General features: G+C 37.7%; 16 protein-coding genes. 11 read left to right on the top strand and 5 right to left on the bottom strand.

The annotated features are described in order from the left end of the window. Positions 1-4 precede the first annotated feature (4 nt). Positions 5-322 (bottom strand): leucine-rich repeat domain-containing protein, encoded by a 318-nt coding sequence (locus DK880_RS01870; protein WP_109997137.1) that lies wholly within the window; start codon positions 320-322, stop codon positions 5-7. A gap of 871 nt (positions 323-1,193) precedes the next feature. Between DK880_RS01870 and DK880_RS01875 the strand changes: the two genes are divergently transcribed. The 3 genes from DK880_RS01875 (at position 1,194) to DK880_RS01885 (ending at position 4,511) form a co-directional block, all read left to right on the top strand. Beyond that, positions 1,194-2,078 (top strand): Rpn family recombination-promoting nuclease/putative transposase, encoded by an 885-nt coding sequence (locus DK880_RS01875; RefSeq protein ID WP_109997138.1) that lies wholly within the window; start codon positions 1,194-1,196, stop codon positions 2,076-2,078. 253 nt (positions 2,079-2,331) lie between these two features. Beyond that, positions 2,332-3,312, top strand: a complete 981-nt coding sequence (locus DK880_RS01880) for an Rpn family recombination-promoting nuclease/putative transposase (RefSeq protein ID WP_109997139.1) — start codon at positions 2,332-2,334, stop codon at positions 3,310-3,312. Between the two features lie 254 nt (positions 3,313-3,566). Beyond that, positions 3,567-4,511, top strand: coding sequence for an Rpn family recombination-promoting nuclease/putative transposase (locus DK880_RS01885; RefSeq protein WP_109997140.1), 945 nt, complete (start codon positions 3,567-3,569; stop codon positions 4,509-4,511). A gap of 120 nt (positions 4,512-4,631) precedes the next feature. Here the strand turns inward: DK880_RS01885 and DK880_RS01890 are convergent, their stop codons facing one another. Further along, the gene (locus DK880_RS01890; RefSeq protein WP_109997141.1) at positions 4,632-4,997 is read right to left on the bottom strand and encodes a sodium:solute symporter family transporter; all 366 of its coding nucleotides are present in this window, start codon (positions 4,995-4,997) and stop codon (positions 4,632-4,634) included. A gap of 129 nt (positions 4,998-5,126) precedes the next feature. Between DK880_RS01890 and DK880_RS01895 the strand changes: the two genes are divergently transcribed. The 3 genes from DK880_RS01895 (at position 5,127) to DK880_RS01905 (ending at position 8,551) form a co-directional block, all read left to right on the top strand. Then, positions 5,127-6,071 carry an Rpn family recombination-promoting nuclease/putative transposase gene (locus tag DK880_RS01895; protein WP_109997698.1) on the top strand — a complete coding sequence of 315 codons (945 nt, stop codon included), beginning with the start codon at positions 5,127-5,129 and terminating at the stop codon, positions 6,069-6,071. Positions 6,072-6,324: 253 nt separating this feature from the next. Further along, positions 6,325-7,329, top strand: a complete 1,005-nt coding sequence (locus DK880_RS01900) for an Rpn family recombination-promoting nuclease/putative transposase (protein ID WP_109997142.1) — start codon at positions 6,325-6,327, stop codon at positions 7,327-7,329. Positions 7,330-7,582: 253 nt separating this feature from the next. Further along, entirely contained in the window at positions 7,583-8,551 is a 969-nt protein-coding gene (locus tag DK880_RS01905; protein WP_109997143.1) for an Rpn family recombination-promoting nuclease/putative transposase, read from the top strand. Between the two features lie 110 nt (positions 8,552-8,661). Here DK880_RS01905 and DK880_RS01910 read toward each other — a convergent pair whose 3' ends face one another. Continuing rightward, positions 8,662-10,179, bottom strand: coding sequence for a sodium:solute symporter family protein (locus tag DK880_RS01910; protein ID WP_204082289.1), 1,518 nt, complete (start codon positions 10,177-10,179; stop codon positions 8,662-8,664). 477 nt (positions 10,180-10,656) lie between these two features. Here DK880_RS01910 and DK880_RS01915 point away from each other — a divergent pair, with 477 nt between their 5' ends. The 4 genes from DK880_RS01915 (at position 10,657) to DK880_RS01930 (ending at position 16,035) form a co-directional block, all read left to right on the top strand. After that, the gene (locus DK880_RS01915) at positions 10,657-11,439 is read left to right on the top strand and encodes a diaminopimelate epimerase (RefSeq protein WP_109997145.1); all 783 of its coding nucleotides are present in this window, start codon (positions 10,657-10,659) and stop codon (positions 11,437-11,439) included. An 8-nt stretch (positions 11,440-11,447) separates the two neighbouring features. Beyond that, positions 11,448-11,756, top strand: coding sequence for a DUF167 domain-containing protein (locus DK880_RS01920; protein ID WP_109997146.1), 309 nt, complete (start codon positions 11,448-11,450; stop codon positions 11,754-11,756). Positions 11,757-12,042: 286 nt separating this feature from the next. Continuing rightward, positions 12,043-13,179 (top strand): alpha/beta hydrolase, encoded by a 1,137-nt coding sequence (locus DK880_RS01925; RefSeq protein WP_162534110.1) that lies wholly within the window; start codon positions 12,043-12,045, stop codon positions 13,177-13,179. 54 nt (positions 13,180-13,233) lie between these two features. Then, complete coding sequence (locus DK880_RS01930; protein WP_162534111.1) at positions 13,234-16,035, top strand: PD-(D/E)XK nuclease family protein; 2,802 nt, start codon at positions 13,234-13,236, stop codon at positions 16,033-16,035. Between the two features lie 107 nt (positions 16,036-16,142). On the opposite strand, the gene DK880_RS05155 is transcribed toward DK880_RS01930, so the two are convergent. Continuing rightward, positions 16,143-16,388 carry a hypothetical protein gene (locus tag DK880_RS05155; RefSeq protein ID WP_162534112.1) on the bottom strand — a complete coding sequence of 82 codons (246 nt, stop codon included), beginning with the start codon at positions 16,386-16,388 and terminating at the stop codon, positions 16,143-16,145. Between the two features lie 24 nt (positions 16,389-16,412). Between DK880_RS05155 and hslU the strand changes: the two genes are divergently transcribed. After that, entirely contained in the window at positions 16,413-17,792 is a 1,380-nt protein-coding gene (hslU, locus tag DK880_RS01935) for an ATP-dependent protease ATPase subunit HslU (protein ID WP_109997149.1), read from the top strand. Positions 17,793-17,804: 12 nt separating this feature from the next. Here hslU and DK880_RS01940 read toward each other — a convergent pair whose 3' ends face one another. Further along, complete coding sequence (locus DK880_RS01940) at positions 17,805-19,571, bottom strand: ABC transporter ATP-binding protein (protein WP_109997150.1); 1,767 nt, start codon at positions 19,569-19,571, stop codon at positions 17,805-17,807. Positions 19,572-19,643 lie beyond the last annotated feature (72 nt).

Below are 19,643 nucleotides of genomic sequence, written 5' to 3' on the forward strand. Positions count from 1 at the left end.
CTATTTAAAATTTAATTGTTGCGGCTAATGTTTTTGCCCCCTCAGATCCAATTGCATTGTATGCTAGGTCAATAGTTGTAATAGAAAAGTTCCTTTCTGCTGGATGAGTGAGAAAACCTGCATGCTTACTTTTAAGTAACTGGGGTTTCTTAAAGCACTTTTTATAATAACGAATCAACTTTTCTTCTGTATATTCTTCCGTGGATTTAGCAGTAATCCGTAACTTCTTACTTATAGTTTTAGTTCTATTTGTATACTTTGTATACTGAATTACTTCACAAAGTAATTCAGGCCATATTCTGCCTATCCATTTGACAAGCAACCACTCTACCGGTTAATAGCAATAACCTTACTACTATTGTATTAACATTGCTTTGCATAACGGTAGATTTACATCTGAACAATTTATTTTGACTACGTCAGATCCTCTACTGCTTGTATGGCATAATCTCGTTACCTTTCTTTCAAATCGTCATTATCTTAAGTAAAATTGCTAGTCTTTCAGGTTTAACTGTAATTAATTAAATATTTTTAATTATCCAACAAAAAATATAGGAATCAGTTGTATAACCTATCCTTTTCTGTCACAAGATTTTATATCCATTTGTAGCAAATAGATTGTTCATAGCAGCACGACTGCTTTCCTAATACAAATGAACAAAATGATGGCGAACAAGTTGCTTCTCTAAATCTGGTATACCTTAAAAAATAAATCAAATCATTGATTTAATTATTCAGGGAAAGACTGATGTGAACCAGTAAAATAAACGTGACGAACCTCCATAGCATTATCAACGATGCATCTTTTGGAACATTATTTTGAATACGTTCTAGGCAAACGTATTCTTCTTTCATTAACTTTTCTAAAAGATTTACAAAAGGATGTAATAAATTAATAGCAAGCAGTAACTCTAAAAGAGAAGTGCAAAACTCCCTTTATATCTGGCGGAAAAAAAGGGCCATAAAGGCTGTATTACCACTTTAATTGAGAGGAACACCAATGTAAACTTAAGATATATAGATAAAAAGACTGCTATAATAAAAAAATAAACATAAAAGTGCTGCTACGATTCTAAAAAACAAGCGGAGCAGCTAAGACACTCCCCCTTACATTCTATAGAAAACTATTATCTTACAACATGTATTACGCTTATACAAGCTGTTGCTTTACGACTAAAGATATAGAATAAAGTATGGAAAAAATTACGCCAAAAATAGATTTGGCCTTTAAAAAAATATTTGGGGTAGAAGAAAATAAGGATCTATTGATTGCATTAATAAATGCTACTGTTTCTCCGGAGGATCAAGTGGTAGATCTTACCCTATTAAATCCCTATAACCCAAAAAATTTTAGAAGTGATAAACTATCCATACTAGATGTGAAAGCCATAGGAGAAACAGGGAAAAGGTTTAATATAGAAATTCAAATTACAGATGAAGCAGATTATGATAAACGCGCTTTATATTATTGGGCTAAGCTGTATACTGATCAATTAAAATCTTCTGAGACTTACTCCTCTTTAAACAAAGCAATAGGAATTCATATTCTTAATTTTATTTCTATAACAGATAGCAATAAGTATCATAATGTATTCCATATCAGAGAACAAGAGAGTGGACTGCCCTACTTTACTGACCTGGAATTGCATACCATAGAGCTGATTAAGTTCAGTAACGATCCAAAGGAAGACCTAGAAACATTATTAAAAAAAATAAAGAATTCGTTAGACATTTGGATAGCTTTTCTTACCCGACATGACTTACTCAACAAAGATAATTTGCCCCAACCGTTAAATAGCAACAGCTTAAAAAAGGCGTTGCATGTTTTAGATACGATAAACTTCACTGCTGAGGAAAGAATGGCTTACGAAGATCGCTTGAAATGGTTAAGGATAGAAGCGAATACGCTAGAGAAAGCTAGAAACGAAGGTAAAGCAGAAGGTAAAGCAGAGGGAGAAATGGCAAAAGCCCTTTCTATAGCTAAGGCTATGCTTCAGCATGGTTACCCTATAGAAGCTATTACCTCACTAACTGGATTATCTACAGAACAGATTAAGCAGATTACGCAATATTCCTAATGAAATACCAGCAATACTATAGACAGCATTGATGCATTGTAGCAAGCAGTCAGTAAGTATTGTAAATATCCTCTTCCCTATCAAGCGAATCTTGCCAACCCAATAGAACGCATATTGTCCATTAAACGTACTAGCCATTGTAATGGCTAAACCATTTAGACACTCCCCTTACATTCTATAGAAAACTATTATCTTACAACATGTATTACGCTTATACAAGCTGTCGCTTTACAACTAAAAAATAGAATAAAGTATGGAAAAAATTACGCCAAAAATAGATTTGGCCTTTAAAAAAATCTTTGGGGTAGAAGAAAATAAGGATCTATTGATTGCATTAATAAATGCTACTGTTTCTCCGGAGGATCAAGTGGTAGATCTTACCCTATTAAATCCCTATAACCCAAAAAATTTTAGAAGTGATAAACTATCCATACTAGATGTGAAAGCCATAGGAGAAACAGGGAAAAGGTTTAATATAGAAATTCAAATTACAGATGAAGCAGATTATGATAAACGCGCTTTATATTATTGGGCTAAGCTGTATACTGATCAATTAAAATCTTCTGAGACTTACTCCTCTTTAAACAAAGCAATAGGAATTCATATTCTTAATTTTATTTCTATAACAGATAGCAATAAGTATCATAATGTATTCCATATCAGAGAACAAGAGAGTGGACTGCCCTACTTTACCGATCTGGAATTGCATACCATAGAGCTGATTAAGTTCAGTAACGATCCAAAGGAAAACCTAGAAACATTATTAAAAAAAATAAAGAATTCGTTAGACATTTGGATAGCTTTTCTTACCCGACATGACTTACTCAACAAAGATAATTTGCCCCAACCGTTAAATAGCAACAGCTTAAAAAAGGCGTTGCATGTTTTAGATACGATAAACTTCACTGCTGAGGAAAGAATGGCTTATGAAGATCGCTTGAAATGGTTAAGGATAGAAGCGAATACGCTAGAGAAAGCTAGAAACGAAGGTAAAGCAGAGGGTAAAGCAGAAGGTAAAGCAGAGGGTAAAGCAGAAGGTAAAGCAGAAGGCATACAAGAGGGTATACAAGAAGGCATACAAATAGGTCAAAAGAAAGGCAAGCTAGAGGGAGAAAGGGAAAAAGCCTTTTCTATAGCTAAGGCTATGCTTCAGCATGGTTACCCTATAGAAGCTATTACCTCACTAACTGGATTATCTACAGAACAGATTAAGCAGATTACGCAATATTCCTAATGAAATACCAGCAATACTATAGACAGCATTGATGCATTGTAGCAAGCAGTCAGTAAGTATTGTAAATATCCTCTTCCCTATCAAGCGAATCTTGCCAACCCAATAGAACGCATATCGTCCATCAAACGTGCCAGCTATTGTAATGGCTGTACCATTTAGACACTCCGCTTACATTCTATAGAAAACTATTATCTTGCAGTGTGTATTACGCTTATACAAGCTGTCGCTTTACGACTAAAAAAATAGAACAAAGCATGGAAAAAATTACGCCAAAAATAGATTTGGCCTTTAAAAAAATCTTTGGGGTAGAAGAAAATAAGGATCTATTGATTGCGTTAATAAATGCTACTGTTTCTCCGGAGGACCAAGTGGTAGATCTTACCCTATTAAATCCCTATAACCCAAAAAATTTTAGAAGTGATAAACTATCTATACTAGATGTGAAAGCCATAGGAGAAACAGGGAAAAGGTTTAATATAGAAATTCAAATTACAGATGAAGCAGATTATGATAAACGCGCTTTATATTATTGGGCTAAGCTGTATACTGATCAATTAAAATCTTCTGAGACTTACTCCTCTTTAAACAAAGCAATAGGAATTCATATTCTTAATTTTATTTCTATAACAGATAGCAATAAGTATCATAATGTATTCCATATCAGAGAACAAGAGAGTGGACTGCCCTACTTTACCGATCTGGAATTGCATACCATAGAGCTGATTAAGTTCAGTAACGATCCAAAGGAAGACCTAGAAACATTATTAAAAAAAATAAAGAATTCGTTAGACATTTGGATAGCTTTTCTTACCCGACATGACTTGCTCAACAAAGATAACTTACCCCAACCGTTAAATAGCAACAGCTTAAAAAAGGCGTTGCATGTTTTAGATACGATAAACTTCACTGCTGAGGAAAGAATGGCTTATGAAGATCGCTTGAAATGGTTGAGGATAGAAGCGAATACGCTAGAGAAAGCTAGAAACGAAGGTAAAGCAGAGGGTAAAGCAGAAGGTATACAAGAGGGTATACAAGAAGGCATACAAATAGGTCAGAAGAAAGGCAAGCTAGAGGGAGAAAGGGAAAAAGCCTTTTCTATAGCTAAGGGCATGCTTCAGCATGGTTACCCTATAGAAGCTATTAGCTCACTCACTGGATTATCTGCAGAACAGATTAAACAGATTACGCAATATTCCTAATGAAATACCAGCAATAATACAGACAGCATTGATACATTATAGCAAGCAGTCAGTAAGTATTTTGAATGTACTCTTCCCCACCAAAGACAAATTTTGAAATTTGAGGAGCGTTACGTTTTATCAGGAGATACCCACCGCTGTTCCTGCTGGTTGCGGCAATAAGTAGTGGGTCACTAGCATGACTAAATCACTGGCTAACATGCAAAAAAAGGAACCATCCATACCAGTTATTGGTTTACTCCATCGGTTCCAAGCTAAAATAGCTAATATGCCAGTAATCACACCTATTAATGCTGTACAAGAGTTGCAGCGAAATCCAAAAAGCGCTAAGACGAAAGGTGCCGTTACAATAGGAACATATAAAGCTATAGCTAGCATTAATAATGCTAACAAATCCTTGCAACAAAAAGCCAATAACATAGCGCATAAGCCTACCACTATAGAAGTGAGCCTTGCTAACCAAATAGGACTTGTATTTTCAATCAAACGTGCCAGCCATTGTAATGGCTAAACCATTTAGACACTCCGCTTACATTCTATAGAAAACTATTATCTTACAACATGTATTACGCTTATACAAGCTGTTGCTTTACGACTAAAAAAATAGAACAAAGCATGGAAAAAATTACGCCAAAAATAGATTTGGCCTTTAAAAAAATCTTTGGGGTAGAAGAAAATAAGGATTTATTGATTGCATTAATAAATGCTACTGTTTCTCCGGAGGACCAAGTGGTAGATCTTATCCTATTAAATCCCTATAACCCAAAAAATTTTAGAAGTGATAAACTATCTATACTAGATGTGAAAGCCATAGGAGAAACAGGGAAAAGGTTTAATATAGAAATTCAAATTACAGATGAGGCAGATTATGATAAACGCGCTTTATATTATTGGGCTAAGCTGTATACTGATCAATTAAAATCTTCTGAGACTTACTCCTCTTTAAACAAAGCAATAGGAATTCATATTCTTAATTTTATTTCTATAACAGATAGCAATAAGTATCATAATGTATTCCATATCAGAGAACAAGAGAGTGGACTGCCCTATTTTACCGATCTGGAATTGCATACCATAGAGCTGATTAAGTTCAGTAACGATCCAAAGGAAAACCTAGAAACATTATTAAAAAAAATAAAGAATTCGTTAGACATTTGGATAGCTTTTCTTACCCGACATGACTTGCTCAACAAAGATAACTTACCCCAACCGTTAAATAGCAACAGCTTAAAAAAGGCGTTGTATGTTTTAGATACGATAAACTTCACTGCTGAGGAAAGAATGGCTTATGAAGATCGCTTGAAATGGTTGAGGATAGAAGCGAATACGCTAGAGAAAGCTAGAAACGAAGGTAAAGCAGAGGGTAAAGCAGAAGGTAAAGCAGAAGGTAAAGCAGAGGGTAAAGCAGAGGGTAAAGCAGAAGGTAAAGCAGAGGGAGAAATGGCAAAAGCCTTTTCTATAGCTAAGGCTATGCTTCAGCATGGTTACCCTATAGAAGCTATTAGCTCACTAACTGGATTATCTACAGAACAAATTAAGCAGATTACGCAATATTCCTAATGAAATACCAGCAATACTATAGACAGCATTGATGCATTGTAGCAAGCAGTCAGTAAGTATTGTAAATATCCTCTTCCCTATCAAGCGAATCTTGCCAACCCAATAGAACGCATATCGTCCATCAAACGTGCCAGCCATTGCAATGGCTAAACCATTTAGACACTCCCCTTACATTCTATAGAAAACTATTATCTTACAACATGTATTACGCTTATACAAGCTGTCGCTTTACAACTAAAAAATAGAATATAATATGGAAAAAATTACGCCAAAAATAGATTTGGCCTTTAAAAAAATCTTTGGGGTAGAAGAAAATAAGGATCTATTGATTGCGTTAATAAATGCTACTGTTTCTCCGGAGGATCAAGTGGTAGATCTTACCCTATTAAATCCCTATAACCCAAAAAATTTTAGAAGTGATAAACTATCCATACTAGATGTGAAAGCCATAGGAGAAACAGGGAAAAGGTTTAATATAGAAATTCAAATTACAGATGAAGCAGATTATGATAAACGCGCCTTATATTATTGGGCTAAGCTGTATACTGATCAATTAAAATCTTCTGAGACTTACTCCTCTTTAAACAAAGCAATAGGAATTCATATTCTTAATTTTATTTCTATAACAGATAGCAATAAGTATCATAATGTATTCCATATCAGAGAACAAGAGAGTGGACTGCCCTATTTTACCGATCTGGAATTGCATACCATAGAGCTGATTAAGTTCAGTAACGATCCAAAGGAAGACCTGGAAACATTATTAAAAAAAATAAAGAATTCGTTAGACATTTGGATAGCTTTTCTTACCCGACATGACTTACTCAACAAAGATAATTTGCCCCAACCGTTAAATAGCAACAGCTTAAAAAAGGCGTTGCATGTTTTAGATACGATAAACTTCACTGCTGAGGAAAGAATGGCTTATGAAGATCGCTTGAAATGGTTAAGGATAGAAGCGAATACGCTAGAGAAAGCTAGAAACGAAGGTAAAGCAGAGGGTAAAGCAGAGGGTAAAGCAGAAGGTAAAGCAGAAGGTAAAGCAGAAGGTAAAGCAGAAGGTAAAGCAGAAGGCATACAAGAGGGTATACAAGAAGGCATACAAATAGGTCAAAAGAAAGGCAAGCTAGAGGGAGAAATGGCAAAAGCCTTTTCTATAGCTAAGGCTATGCTTCAGCATGGTTACCCTATAGAAGCTATTAGCTCACTAACTGGATTATCTACAGAACAAATTAAGCAGATTACGCAATATTCCTAATGAAATACCAGCAATACTATAGACAGCATTGATGCATTGTAGCAAGCAGTCAGTAAGTATTGTAAATATCCTCTTCCCTATCAAGCGAATCTTGCCAACCCAATAGAACGCATATCGTCCATCAAACGTGCCAGCCATTGTAATGGCTAAACCATTTAGACACTCCCCTTACATTCTATAGAAAACTATTATCTTACAACATGTATTACGCTTATACAAGCTGTCGCTTTACAACTAAAAAATAGAATATAATATGGAAAAAATTACGCCAAAAATAGATTTGGCCTTTAAAAAAATCTTTGGGGTAGAAGAAAATAAGGATCTATTGATTGCGTTAATAAATGCTACTGTTTCTCCGGAGGATCAAGTGGTAGATCTTACCCTATTAAATCCCTATAACCCAAAAAATTTTAGAAGTGATAAACTATCCATACTAGATGTGAAAGCCATAGGAGAAACAGGGAAAAGGTTTAATATAGAAATTCAAATTACAGATGAAGCAGATTATGATAAACGCGCTTTATATTATTGGGCTAAGCTGTATACTGATCAATTAAAATCTTCTGAGACTTACTCCTCTTTAAACAAAGCAATAGGAATTCATATTCTTAATTTTATTTCTATAACAGATAGCAATAAGTATCATAATGTATTCCATATCAGAGAACAAGAGAGTGGACTGCCCTACTTTACCGATCTGGAATTGCATACCATAGAGCTGATTAAGTTCAGTAACGATCCAAAGGAAGACCTAGAAACATTATTAAAAAAAATAAAGAATTCGTTAGACATTTGGATAGCTTTTCTTACCCGACATGACTTGCTCAACAAAGATAACTTACCCCAACCGTTAAATAGCAACAGCTTAAAAAAGGCGTTGCATGTTTTAGATACGATAAACTTCACTGCTGAGGAAAGAATGGCTTATGAAGATCGCTTGAAATGGTTGAGGATAGAAGCGAATACGCTAGAGAAAGCTAGAAACGAAGGTAAAGCAGAGGGTAAAGCAGAGGGTAAAGCAGAAGGTAAAGCAGAAGGCATACAAGAGGGTATACAAGAAGGCATACAAATAGGTCAAAAGAAAGGCAAGCTAGAGGGAGAAAGGGAAAAAGCCTTTTCTATAGCTAAGGCTATGCTTCAGCATGGTTACCCTATAGAAGTTATTAGCTCACTAACTGGATTATCTACAGAACAGATTAAGCAGATTACGCAATATTCCTAATGAAATACCAGCAATAATACAGACAGCATTGATGCATTATAGCAAGCAGTCAGTAAGTATTTTGCATGTACTCTTCCCCACCAAAGACAAATTTTGAAATTTGAGGAGCGTTACGTTTGATCAGGAGATACCCACCCTGTTCCTGCTGGTTGCGGCAATAAGTAGTGGGCCGCTAGCATGGCTAAACCATTGGCTAACATGCAAAAAAAGGAACCATCCATACCAGTTATTGGTTTAATCCATCGGTTCCAAGCTAAAATAGCTACTATACCAGTAATCATACCTATTAATGCTGTTTGGGAACTTCCACGAAAACCAAAAAGCGCTAAGACGAAAGGTGCCGTTACAATAGGAACATATAAGGCTATAGCTAACATTAATAATGCTAACAAATCCTTGCAACAAAAAGCCAATAACATAGCGCATAAGCCTACCACTATAGAAGTGAGCCTTGCTAACCAAATAGGACTTGTATTTTCAATCAAACGTGCCAGCCATTGTAATGGCTGTACCATAAACCGTAAAGAAGAAGACTGAAACAGAGGGATATTGCATTGCTTTATACTTTCTACTATATCATGGCTAACCATTACAGAACAGGTATTTAACTTGGAATCAGCAGTCGACATGGTCATGGCTAGTAAACTGATACAAATACACCCTTTGAAAACAGAGGGGATATGGTTCATGATGTAAGGCCATACCTCTGCTGTAGATAATGTCGGCATGCTTACAAAAACAAATAAACTGGCTACAATAATACAACCGATCATTAGAAAACTAAAAAGACCGGAATAAAGAAAAACTTTATTAGCCTGCCTCGGACTAGAAGCCATATATATCCGTTGCATCGTAGTAGGATCTATAGCAGCCATAATACCTAAAACCATCGATAGCATAATGAAAAGATTACGATCAAAATGAAATACATAGCTAAATTGAAATTTAGGCTGATTATGAATAAAAATGGCAATATCATTAATGGATTTTCCTGTTTGCCTAAACATAAACCAGGTAAATAGAGGAATAACAGCAGAAAAAGTTACAAATTGCAATACGTCTGTAAAAGTAACCGCACGAATACCACCGAAAGTAGAATAAAAAATAAGAATTAGCGCAGCAGCTACTGTAGTACAGCCAATATATATTGGCTGCTCTGTTTCTATGCACTTACTGATAGCCAATGACATTACATTAATCTGACTAGCAATAATCGCTATAGAAGAAGCAATACCAGCTAAAGCAGTAATAAACCGTGGGTATTTTCCATATACGCTACCCATGCTTTCTGGCATAGAAAAGTGCTGTATAAAGCCCCCCATGCGTAAAGACAAAGGAATAAGTATCCATACATCCGCAAAGCTTAAACAGGAAAAAATCATCCAGTAAAGGCCACGGTCATAAACCTGCTCAACATCCCGTACTAACTGCCCCCCTCCCCAGCTAGTAGCTAATGTAGTAGCCACTAAAGTTAAAGTAGAAAATTGCTTGTCCCCTACTGCATATGCTCGTAGCGTGGTTGTTTTATCGCTGTAGTAAAGGCCTACCAGTAGGGTTACAATTAAAAAAATCATAACCATACAAAGTGGTAGCTGATCAAATAATAGCATTAAAAACAGATTATTCACATTGAACCACTGTTACCGTAACTAACGGTAGCTCAACCACAACTAAACCTATACGCATAGGCTTTCCATGCCCGCCGGGGTAGTGGCTAAGTTATATATATATAACCGGTTATACAACAGTTGAACCGCTATGGCAATAGGGCTTCCCATACACAACCTATACAAGCAACTGTTTCCCATTTATTGCATTAAGCAATGTAAGGAATAGATAAGTGTAAGAGGGAAAGAGGGAAAGGGGGAAGAGGGAAGCGAGATAGAAAATGGGGTTTACAACCTATAAATTTATGTTGATCAACATAAATTTAGTAACTTGTGAACGTTATACCTGTATGCCTTTAGCCACTGCAATGTATCTACATACATGTAGCAAGCAGTACTACAGCTGCTTTCTCTAGTTCAGGATAAACAGATGCAGCATTCTGCAATGTAACATACAAAGAAAAAAATTATTTACTCAAAAATATAGCGTATTAATCCATGCAGCTTCCTTTTGCTAAATACCAAGCTATCGGTAATGACTTTATTCTAATTAATAATTTTGATAATCTCTTTAGGTATACGCCTACCCTGGTTCAGCAGCTGTGCCACCGGCAATTTGGTATTGGTGCAGATGGTATTGTTACCATTGAAAAAAAGGAAGGGTACGATTTTTCTATACTGCATTACAATGCAGATGGCAGTCGGGGCGGAGGGTTCTGCGGCAATGGGACCAGATGTGCCTTGCATTATGCCATACATTTGGGGCTCGTGCAGCAAGAAGCTTTTTTTGTAGCTTTTGATGGAATCCATACCGGGTATTTACGTAATGACCTGATCCATTTAAAGTTAAAAGATATCGATCATGCTATTCAACCATTGTATACAGGTTATTTCATTAATAATGGTACCAATCACTATGTAGAGATCGTAAGCAATGTAGCGCAAGTAAATATGATGACAATGGGTTTGGCTAAACGTAAAATGGTACCCTTTGAAAAGGAAGGCGTGAATCTTAGTTTCGTCCAATTAATGCATGATAGTATCTTCGTGCGTACTTGCGAATGTGGTCTAGAATATGAACCTTTATCTTGTGGTACCGGTGCAGTGGCTAGCGCATTGATAGCAAGCAGTTACTATGGCCTGAAAAGCCCTGTGAAAGTGGTAACAAAGGGAGGTGATTGCTCGGTAACTTTTACATCACTGCCAGACGGAAAATTTAAGGATATTTATCTTAATGGACCTGTTTATCAGGTATTTCAGGGAATAATTCGATTAGATTAACTCGTTTTATGAATAAAGCGCATCATTTGTCTGTTTATGCGAAACCGAATAGCCGCTATAATAAAATAGAACAGTGGATATCAGTAAAAAATAAATATTGGTTACAAGTTCGCGTTACAGCTAAGGCCCAATCAGGAGCGGCTAACCATGCCATTATATGCTTATTGGCTCAGACATTGGGCATTGCTAAAAGTCATATTTGCCTTCTACACGGCGCTACAGCACGGTACAAAATTTTTAAAATAACAGGATGGTCTGATTCCGTAGCAGAGAAACTACCCCCACCCGCTCCCCAACTTATCCTTACCCTGTCTTAAATATAGGCAACAGCTCTGCTGTATGCTTTATGTATAAGGATAACCCACTATTGATCTATACCTATAAATGTTTTATACTATATGTTGTGGGCTATGGTAGTATTCGACTAAAAGGACTCTTTTTATATTATATCTAAGAGCCAATTTTATACTAGGGGATACTGCTTTCTTACTGTACATTAACTATATGCGCACCATGATACCTAACGTAAGTATAAGAAAATCATTTGGGATAAGCTTTATTTTCTTTCAGACAATCTTTGCTTGTAGCCCTCTCAATTATTCTATGGATCCATCCCAAGCACAACCTATTGGAGAGAGAACCATAGCTGCTACCCTAGCCAATCCTACACTCCTACGCAAAAGCACACAAGCAACTTTTGGCATGGTACTGCTCCATGGCTTAAGCATGGATAGAAAAGAGATGCAAATGCTAGCCAATGAACTCTCAGAAAAGTATAAAGATAACCTATTGATCATAAACTCATCCGTTAGAGAGCAGGGTATATCTGAAGACTATAGCATAGATCAACAAGTAGAAATGGTCTACCAAGAAATACAAACTACCCTAAGGACATACCATAAAGACAGCCAATCCTTTCCTTTATTTATTTTAGGACAGAGCCAAGGTGGTATAATCGCTACGCTTATAGCAAAACGGTATAAGCATACTTTACATCTACTTGGATTTATTACCCATAACGCACCATTACAAGGTGCCGCTATACTGACACGTGGGCCGCTTGCCATACAGCACTTCAAAAACAAGGCAAAGAATGGTTTAAATATTATTGGAACTAAAGTAAATTGGAGTCTTTTTGCCCTAGCAGCACTAGCGAAAACAGCCGATTGCATCTATCCGCTGCTCCAGGGTATGGGTTATAAGAAATTCGCTGGTATAAAGGATACATTGCCTAACAGACCTTGTACATCAGCCGTATACCACTATCTGCGCAATAGCCAGCCCTCAGATAGAGTCCCTGGTTTATTGATTGCAGGTTACCAAAATGATTATGGGAGGCTTTTTCGCCACACCATAACAGCTTACAAAGAAGCGCATCAAGCCCTGAACATAAATGAAAAAGTGGACCAAGCTATACAAGCATTGAACGAGGCTACTGCTCTCCTAGTAACGGGAGAAACAGATGGACTACATGATCACTTAATTCCACTCCAATCACAACTTTGCAGAGGGGATAGCCTAGAGGATCTTACCCACATTGGCAATACCCCTTATGCCATAGGGATGCCTGGTAACCCAGCTATTCAATGTTTTGTTATAAGGGATATAACCCATTGTAACGATATATTCCCTATCTCTAGAAGAGAAATAGAAGCCGAAGAATATATGATGCATCCCCACCGCATGCTCCCACTCCTATTCCAATTCATAGAAGAAAAATTAGCCGCATGCCAACCATAGTTCATTCATAGACGAATTTTCTTACCTTAGCTTGATTGTCTAAACTTGGTAGTTGTGCAGACCATTACCTATACTCCTTTCCTAAGGCAAGTAGTAGCCTATTTAAATAGCCAAACAGCTGTTATGGTAGAACAATGTTTCATTGTTTTTCCTACAGCATTGTCTATTGATTATTTTCAATCTTTATGGTATGATAGGAATCCCTCCTCCCTGCCTACCTGCCTAACCCTGGATCAGCTAATCCAAAATCATAGTGGCCTGTCAGAAGCGCCTACCATAACTTTATTGCATGAATTGTATTTATCAGCCAGCCAATTATTTCCTAAACCATGCTCTTTTGAACAATTCTATCCCTTTGGAAAAATCCTCTTGCAAGATTTTAATGATTTGGATCAGTACCGCATCCCTGCTACGGATTGCTTGTTACAATTAAACCAACAAAAACAATCTGCCTTGCTTTTAAACCTTGGAGCGCCACAACATGCCTTCGAATCTAAATCAAAATGGGAAACCTTGTTTCAACAGCAAGAACCGCTTCTCCCCTGGGAACAATTACCGCTGCTTTATCAAATCTTTACAGAAAAACTGTTTCAAAAGGGAAAGGGATATAAGGGACTGTGCTACAAAATAGCATCCGATAAACCTGTAAGGGAGCCTTTTGCAAGCGAACTAATTTTTGCTGGATTTAATCTCTTAACGCCAGCTGAGGAAGCTTTTATTGCACAAATACAGGCTAAAATACCTTTGCGTTTTTATTGGGATAGCGATCCTCATTATATGGATAACCCGCTTAATGTAGCAGGAAACTACTTGCGTCAACACCAACAGAAGCCTTACTTTCAAAATCATTTTCCTAAGGTGTCTTCTAGCTATTTCCATGATAAAAATAAAGCAATCCTGGTTACAGAAGTGGATGCTACCCTAATACAGATTCAATCCATTGTAGAGCGTTTACAAGCGGTGACTGCTGAGGGAAAAGCGGTATTTCCCCTACCTCAAACAGCTATCGTGCTCAGTGGAAATCAATTACTGGTTCCTTTATTGGACAGACTAGCTGCATTAGCTATACCGCTGCATGGTAGGTTAGCCTATCCGCTTAATGCCACGCTAATCTATACCGCAGTGGTAAGCTTAACGGAATATTGGATGGAAAGTAGCAATACAGCTGCTCCGATCAGCCATAACCTAAAAAGGGGTTTGCGCTTACTACAGCCTTTTGTGGAAGATCATATGCAAACGAAAATGAAAAGCCTGGTAAAAGCATTACCCGAATATATTACCCACGCTGCCTTGTGTAGGGAATATGTAGGGCCACTCAAACAATGGTTGTCTGCAGCTAATAAGGGACTGCTGGATTTCCTGAAAACCATACTAAGGCTTATAGCAACTCATTTTGTTCCCAAACAGGATTTATTCCTGGATATAAATAAAACTGCTTTACAGCATATATTGGATGAAATAGCTGCTTTTTATAGCTTAGCTGAGGCAAATAACTTGGCCGCTGTTTTTCTAAATTTCTTAAAAGAAAGTAGCCTATCTTTCCATCAATACAATCCTTTAACAGGTCTCTATATTATAGAGGTTACGGAATCCCACAATTTGGATTTTGAGCAGCTCTTTTTTATAGATATGGCAGAAGGATCTTTCCCTACCGCAAGCCAGAGCCATTCTTTGCTCCCTTATAACCTACGTCAGCATGTTGGGCTACCTTTAAGAGAGCGGGTCATGGAAAGTATAACGGCTTATGGTTTTTACAGGTTACTACAACGTTCCCAACATAATTATTGTAGCTATACGAAACAAGACCATGGCAAGCAGCCAGCTGAAATAAGTCGCTTGCTGCTGCAATTATCTTTTGACAGTAAATTAAACATTACACAACGATTACGTTCCAGTTGCTATGCGCCGCTACCCATTGCGCCCATCTCTATGGAAAAAGATGCTGCTATAATGCAACTGCTTGCTCAATTTGTGGTAAAAGGCCATACAAGTAGCGCCAGCCTAACAGCTTCCGCTTTAATAGCTTACCTGAGCTGTCCGCTGCAATTTTACTTTAGGTACTTACTCCAAATAAAACCAATGCCTCAAGAAAAAGAAGCTGCCGTAACAGTAGGGCAGCTTCTACATAAGGTGATGGCACAGCTGTATCGACCTTTTGTAGATAAGCAGCTAACTAAAGAAACACTACATCATATAGCATCAAAAATAAAACAAGAAACAGCGCTGGCTTGCTCCTCCTTAACTGGACAAACAGCTGCTGAATTAACGGTATATACTGCCTTGCTAGAAAAGATGCTGGAACGTCTCTTGACACTGGATGAAACAATGACGCCTTTTACACTGCTTGGTGTGGAAATAAAGAAAAAGCAAAACATCTTTTTACATAAGGAACAGAAGATAGCCTTAAGTGGTGTGGTAGACCGAATAGATCATACAACTCATGGCATACGTATTGTAGACTATAAAACTGGTATAGCTAACGATAGGATTCCTTCTATAGCTGCACTGTTTAATCGTGCAACAGTTAAAAATAACTCTGCTATTTTTCAGTTATTCCTATATGCTTGGCTTGTGCTAACTGAAGGAAGTGAAACGGAACAACAGATTGTTATACCTTATTTGATTTCTATTCGGTCGCTGTTTTTAGATGGCTATGTGCCAGCTGTTTCTATACAATCGAATGAGACGAAAGCTTACGAACGGATCGAGGATGTGCGCCCTTTTATACAGGTATTTGAAAAAGACCTAAGGTCATTACTTGTGGAGCTATTCAATCCAACTGTTCCTTTTACGCAAACAGAAGATAGGGAACTATGCTCCTATTGCTCCTACGCGGCTATCTGTAGGCGAAATTAAAATTTATATTGGTTAAAGAAAAGATAGTTTTCTATAGGTATGCATTATATCCACTTGAAATAGAATTTTAAATTACTTATTTTAGTAAATAAAACCAATAAATGCAACTATGTTATGTTTACGCTCTGCCCAGGGGGACAATAAAGGGGGAACAAAGGGGGGACAATAAAGGGGGGGCGATAAAGGGGGGGCGATAAAGGAGGGGCGATAAAGGGGGGGCGATAAAGGGGGGACGATAAAGGGGGGGCGATAAAGGAGGGGCGATAAAGGAGGGGCGATAAAGAGGGGGCGATAAAGGGGGGAGAGAAGCAAGGAGAGGGAGGTAAGGGGATAAAAGGAGGAAGTTTTTTCATGCGTAGGATAAAAATAAAACAGTTATGGTTATACCAACGGGCAAGCAAACGCTTACACCCAAAGAAATTGTACAAGAACTGGATAAATACATTATAGGGCAATCGGAAGCAAAATGCAACGTTGCTGTTGCCTTACGCAACAGATGGCGCAGAATGCAAGTCACGCAACAGTTAAAGGAAGACATTATGCCCCATAACATTTTAATGATTGGGCCAACTGGGGTAGGAAAAACTGAAATAGCCAGGCGTTTAGCTAAAATTGCGCATGTTCCTTTTATAAAAGTAGAGGCTTCAAAATTTACAGAGGTAGGCTATGTGGGCCGTGACGTAGAAAGCATGGTAAGGGATTTAGTAGAGCGTGCCATAGCTATGGTAAAAGCAGAAAAAACGGAAGCACTACAAGTTACCATTCAACAGCAAATAGAAGAGCTTCTTTTAGATATCGTTTGTCCTTCTACCAAAGCAAAGGAAGGGACAGATACCAAATCAGATCGCCCGCAAAATATAGATGTTGTCCGGGCACATTTCCGTGAGCAATTAAGCAGTGGGTTACTGGAGCAGCAGCAAATAGAAATTCAAGTCAGCAACAATCCTACCTACCAGGGCAACCTAACGGGTATAGGGATGGGGCCTTCGACAGATGAAGGCATAATCATGAACTTTCAAGATATGCTCAGTAGCTTTTTATCTAAACAAACCAAAAAAAGAAAAGTTACCATTGCAGAGGCAAGAAACCTATTGCTAGCGGAAGAGCTTGCTAAGCAGATTGATATGCATATAGTTAAAGAGGAGGCAATAGAAAGAGCCAGCAATACGGGTATTATTTTTATAGATGAAATAGACAAAATTGCCCATACTACCCAAACGCATGGATCAGGTGTAAGCAGAGAAGGTGTACAACGTGATTTGCTTCCTATTGTAGAGGGGAGTGCCATACACACCAAATATGGGATTGTCCATACGGATCATATTCTTTTTATTGGTGCAGGTGCTTTTCATATGGCTAAGCCATCTGATCTTATTCCAGAATTACAAGGAAGATTCCCTATTCGTGTGACATTGGAGAATCTTTCTCAAACGCATTTTTATCAAATTCTAGATGAACCTAAGAGTGCTTTACCCATGCAATACCAAGCATTATTAGCGGTGGAAGGTATAACGCTACATTTTGATTTAGAAGCAAAAAAAGAAATTGCAGCTATGGCTTACCGCTTAAATGAAGCAATAGAAAACATCGGTGCAAGACGTTTGCAAACCGTTATGAGTCACCTATTGAATCCCATACTTTTTGATGTTCCAGATTGTATTGTACCTCCTATGGAACTCACCATTACGAAAGAAATGGTCCAAAAATCCTTGGCTAGTTTACTACAACACAAAGATCTCAATCAATACATTTTATAGCGGCCTATTTTCTCAGATAATGGTCGGTTGGAGCTGGCACATAGCGGCATAGTAGGCATTTGTCCTAAGTAATAAATCATGCGATCCTTCAGCTATGATTTTACCATGCTCTAGCACTACAATGCGATCCATAGCGGACAGGGCAGATATCCTATGGGCAATTACAAGGGTAGTCCTTCCAGTCATAGCAATACGTAAGCTTTCTTGAATAGCATTTTCAGTAAGGGCATCCAAAGCTGATGTCGATTCATCTAGTATAAGAATGGGGGCATTTTTTAAAACGGCCCGCACAATGGCTATGCGCTGCCGTTGGCCACCGGATAGCTTCGCACCCCGCTCCCCTACTAATGTCTGATAGTTGGCGGGCAGCTGCATAATAAAATCATGACATCCTACGCTTTGGGCCGCTGCTATAACTTCTGCCTCGGTTGCCCCTTGATGCCCATAACGGATATTCTCTAGCACAGTGGTATGAAATAAAATGGTATCCTGCGGCACAAGCGAAATAGCAGCACGCAATGACGATTGGGTAACCGTAGCAATATCCTGACCATTAATGGTAATGTTCCCTCCCTGTAAATCATAAAACCTAAGTAATAAATAGGCAAAGGTAGATTTACCACTCCCAGATAAACCTACTAAGCCTACTTTTTCCCCAGCTGCTATGTAAAGATCTTGTTGCTCAAATAAAGGAGCAGTACTCGAATAGGAAAAGGAAATCTGATTAAATGCAATCGCAGGAGCAGAAGGGCATTGCAACGTAGTAGCAGCAGGAAGATCTACAATAGCATGCTTCTGCTGTAGTAATTGCAACGCCTGACTGCAATAGCCTATCTCTTCAAAAAAAGCTGGAAAATCCGCTAATAAATCCCAAACTAAATTACAAAGATTGGTTCCTGTGGTAGCAATATAAACAATAGTAGGGATGTCTAATTTACCCAACTGCCAATAGTAAACCATCTGTCCTATAAGCCCTATGCCCATAAAGGCAATGGATAGTACCCCAATAATACAATGTAAATACATAATCATCCGTAAAACATGCTCATGTGCTTTTTGTTCGGCTTCTTGTGGTACGCTTAAATGGGCTGCATCTTTCTGATTAAATGCAAATAACTTCATGCTAAGTACATTGGTAAACCCATCCATTATGCTACCAGAAAGAAGGCTTACTTTTTCCGCATGTACCATGGCGTAACGTGTAAATTTTTTAGCAAACAAATAGTAGATAAGGGTATAGAGTAGCAACCAAACCATTAGCATGATACCGAAAACAGGCTGTACAAGGGTAAACGAAAGGACGCCTAGTAGCATGGTACAGAAAGTAGGTAAAAAGGAATCAATAATTCGCATCACTAGTTGGCTAACACCATCTGTGAGATTATCTATCCGTCTTACTAAATCACCAGAAAAATTCTCTGTAAACAACTGATAGGAATGGTTTTGTACATAGCTTACTATCCACATACGTACGCGAGCCTCGAATGTAGGAATGGTTCTGACCTTTAAATAATCAGAAAAGCGGGATAAAATATCTATGAAAAAAATTACAGCTAATAGCACGAACAGTGGCCAACCCAACTGTAGCCAGGCAGCTGTACGGTTATTGTCTAGGGTGTAGAGGCGATCAATGAATAGCTTATTAAAAGCAAAAGGCAACATTAAGTTGTCCAAAACATAATAAGCAGTATAGGAAACAGCCATGGCAGTAAAACGCCATCTATATTGCCCAACAAAATATAAGAGGAATTTTTGTAAATTTTTAGTAATGGGCTGCATAGATAAAAAAACGCCCTAATGTAACGTTGATTTTATTCCTTGTTGATCCAGTAAAAAGTATTCAAAAATGGC

It is taken from the genome of Candidatus Cardinium hertigii (assembly GCF_003176915.1).
GTDB lineage: Bacteria > Bacteroidota > Bacteroidia > Cytophagales > Amoebophilaceae > Cardinium > Cardinium hertigii_A.

What these genes read in the sequence shown, in the direction of transcription:
- DK880_RS01885 (WP_109997140.1), top strand. Translation starts at nt 3,567, where the DNA reads ATGGAAAAAATTACGCCAAAAATAGATTTGGCCTTTAAAAAAATCTTT.
- DK880_RS01900 (WP_109997142.1), top strand. Translation starts at nt 6,325, where the DNA reads ATGGAAAAAATTACGCCAAAAATAGATTTGGCCTTTAAAAAAATCTTT.
- hslU (WP_109997149.1), top strand. Translation starts at nt 16,413, where the DNA reads ATGGTTATACCAACGGGCAAGCAAACGCTTACACCCAAAGAAATTGTA.
- DK880_RS01920 (WP_109997146.1), top strand. Translation starts at nt 11,448, where the DNA reads ATGAATAAAGCGCATCATTTGTCTGTTTATGCGAAACCGAATAGCCGC.
- DK880_RS01925 (WP_162534110.1), top strand. Translation starts at nt 12,043, where the DNA reads ATGGATCCATCCCAAGCACAACCTATTGGAGAGAGAACCATAGCTGCT.
- DK880_RS01875 (WP_109997138.1), top strand. Translation starts at nt 1,194, where the DNA reads ATGGAAAAAATTACGCCAAAAATAGATTTGGCCTTTAAAAAAATATTT.
- DK880_RS01940 (WP_109997150.1), bottom strand. Translation starts at nt 19,571, where the DNA reads ATGCAGCCCATTACTAAAAATTTACAAAAATTCCTCTTATATTTTGTT.
- DK880_RS05155 (WP_162534112.1), bottom strand. Translation starts at nt 16,388, where the DNA reads ATGAAAAAACTTCCTCCTTTTATCCCCTTACCTCCCTCTCCTTGCTTC.
- DK880_RS01915 (WP_109997145.1), top strand. Translation starts at nt 10,657, where the DNA reads ATGCAGCTTCCTTTTGCTAAATACCAAGCTATCGGTAATGACTTTATT.
- DK880_RS01895 (WP_109997698.1), top strand. Translation starts at nt 5,127, where the DNA reads ATGGAAAAAATTACGCCAAAAATAGATTTGGCCTTTAAAAAAATCTTT.
- DK880_RS01880 (WP_109997139.1), top strand. Translation starts at nt 2,332, where the DNA reads ATGGAAAAAATTACGCCAAAAATAGATTTGGCCTTTAAAAAAATCTTT.
- DK880_RS01905 (WP_109997143.1), top strand. Translation starts at nt 7,583, where the DNA reads ATGGAAAAAATTACGCCAAAAATAGATTTGGCCTTTAAAAAAATCTTT.